Origin of the sequence: Actinospica acidithermotolerans (genome assembly GCF_018139625.1) — a bacterium.
Lineage (GTDB): Bacteria > Actinomycetota > Actinomycetes > Streptomycetales > Catenulisporaceae > Actinospica > Actinospica acidithermotolerans.
Map to the genome: position 1 here is coordinate 1 of NZ_JAGSOH010000266.1, position 1,619 is coordinate 1,619.

Below are 1,619 nucleotides of genomic sequence, written 5' to 3' on the forward strand. Positions count from 1 at the left end.
CCCCGCCCCCGACCCGCTGGCCCACGAGCTGTGCGCCGCCTACCGGGACCCCGCGCGGGTCCAGCCCGTGCCCGCCGGCCCCTCCTTCGACCTGGTCAGCGTCGGCATGGCGATAGGCCTCGACGCCCTGGACCTGATGCTGCGCTCCGGCGCCCCGATCGGCCCGGTCGCCGCCGACGCCCGCGCCCGGGTGGACCGCGTCGGCTTCCTGCTGCCGCCCGGCACCCTGGCCGCCGAGCGCGGCTTCGCCTGGTGGTGCCGGCGGCACGGGCTGCGCACCGCCTCGCACGGCGACGTGGTCGCGCTGCCGCCGCTGATCGGCGAGTGCACCCGGATGGTGTGGCTCGTCCCGCCGGGCGCGCCGGACACCGGCCGCACCGACGCCGGGCTGCTGCTGTCCGCGCTCCGCAAGGCGTTCAACGCGCAGTCCCGAAGCTCCCTTTGTCAAGAAACAGGGCCCTGAAATACCCGATCGGGTGATAATAGGGCTGCGGCAGCGTCCCGGGGGAACGCGTGGCGTTATAACGGCATCTCGGTAATCGAGATCTCACACGACGTCGTAGGGACGCCCGCAGCCATATGGACCAGCAGCACGCGAAGACCGATGCCGGAGGTCCCGATCAGGATCCGCCGGACAGGGAGCTGATCGACAGGGTACGCGCCGGCGACCTCGAAGCCTTCGATCCGCTCTACCGTCGGCACCGCGTGTCGGCGCTGCGGCACGCGCGGCACTGGACGCGCTCCGAGGCGGCGGCCGAGGACCTCAGCGCCGAGTCCTTCACCCGCGTGCTGTACGCGATCCGCAACGGCAACGGGCCCACCGAGGCGTTCCGGCCGTACCTGCTGACCGCGATGCGCAACGTGGCACGCGACTGGGCGGAGGGCGACCGGCGCACGCTGCTGGTGCCGGACCTGGTGGACATCGCGCCGCCGGAGCCGGAGCAGGACCCTGTCATCGCCGCGCTGGAGCGCTCGCTGGCCGGGCAGGCGTTCATGACGCTGCCGGAGCGCTGGCAGACGGTGCTGTGGCAGACGGAGGTCGAGGAGGAGGGCCCGACGCAGCTCGCACCGCAGCTCGGCATCGACGCCGCGGCCGTCGCGGCGCTCGCCTACCGCGCGCGCGAGGGGCTCAAGCAGGCATATCTGCAGGCCCACATCACCGAGATCGGCTCCGACGCGTGCCGGCCGTTCGCCGAACGGCTCGGCACGCTCACGCGCGGGAAGCTGCGCGGGCGCGAGGCGGCGCGGCTGCGGCACCACCTGAGGCACTGCTCGGACTGCGTCGGGCTGTACGCGATGCTCAAGTACGTCAACGGGAACATCCACGTCGTCATCGGCCCGGCGGTCCTCGGCGCGGCGGCCGCGACGAAGATCGGCATCGTGCTGGCCACCGCGGGCGGCGCGGCGGGCGCCGGCGGCGGCGCCGCGCAGTCCGGCGGCGTGATCGGGCGCGGCCTGGCGAAGGCGCGGCACGCCTCGCCGCGGCAGCAGGCCACCGTCGCGAGCGCGGTGGTGGCGGCGGCCGTGGCGGCGATCGCCTTCGCGCTCACCGGCAGCGAGCCGCCGCCGGTCCCGGCGGCCAAGCCGAAGCCGTCCGCGCCCGCGGTGATCTCCCAGCC

The 1,619-nt window shown here is 74.6% G+C and carries 2 protein-coding genes; both read left to right on the top strand.

Annotated elements, in window-relative coordinates; translation table 11 throughout:
- The coding region (locus KDK95_RS34560) for a hypothetical protein (protein ID WP_212522576.1) at nucleotides 1–463 on the top strand (463 nt) is incomplete at its 5' end.
- A 116-nt stretch (nucleotides 464–579) separates the two neighbouring features.
- Nucleotides 580–1,619, top strand: a 1,040-nt coding sequence (locus tag KDK95_RS34565; RefSeq protein ID WP_212522577.1) for a sigma-70 family RNA polymerase sigma factor, incomplete at its 3' end; no start/stop codon positions are given.